The sequence below is a fragment of the Mesorhizobium sp. M7A.F.Ca.AU.001.01.1.1 genome, assembly GCF_004022735.1.
GTDB lineage: Bacteria > Pseudomonadota > Alphaproteobacteria > Rhizobiales > Rhizobiaceae > Mesorhizobium > Mesorhizobium ciceri.
The window spans coordinates 1-634 of sequence record NZ_RZPF01001304.1 but is presented as its reverse complement, the minus strand read 5'-3'; the positions used below and the strand labels follow the sequence as shown (position 1 = coordinate 634).

The following is a 634-nucleotide window of genomic DNA, read 5'->3' as shown; positions in this document are numbered from 1 at the left end:
AACCGCAAGGGTTATGGCCTGACCTTCGGCCTGCACACCCGCATCGAGGGCCGCGTGCAGCATTTCGTCGATGGCATCCATGCCGGCAACATCTATGTCAACCGCAACCAGATCGGCGCCGTCGTCGGTTCGCAGCCGTTTGGCGGCGAGGGGCTTTCCGGCACCGGGCCGAAGGCCGGCGGTCCGCACTATCTCCGCCGCTTCCGCAAGGGGCCGGAGGCCGGCACCCATGTGCAGGATGGCCACAAGGTCACGGCGACCGAGCTTGCCGACAATCTGCCTGATCCCACACTTGGCGGCTGGTCGACGCGTCCGGACCGGATCGCCATTCTGAGGAAGCATCTGCGCGGCAAGGGTGCTGCGGCCATTGGTGCGGCCGCCGGCATCGATTTCGGCCAGGTCGACCTGCCCGGGCCGACCGGCGAAGCCAACACGCTCTCGCTGTCGCCACGTGGACGGGTGCTGTGCCTTGGTCCCGATGGTGATACGCTGCTGGCGCAGACGATCCAGGCGCTCGCCGCCGGCAACGCCGTGCTGGCCGTTGCACCGGGTGCACCGGCGGCCCTTTCCGCTCTGACCGGCAAGGGCCTCCCACTGGCCGTCATCGACGGGCGGCCTGATCCGGTCGAGGCAC

Annotated in this window: 1 protein-coding gene; it reads left to right on the top strand. The window is 68.8% G+C overall.

Annotated features, from left to right (window positions below):
- Window positions 1–634 (top strand): aldehyde dehydrogenase family protein (locus EN884_RS37820; RefSeq protein WP_128361224.1); only part of this gene is annotated, 634 nt, incomplete at both ends.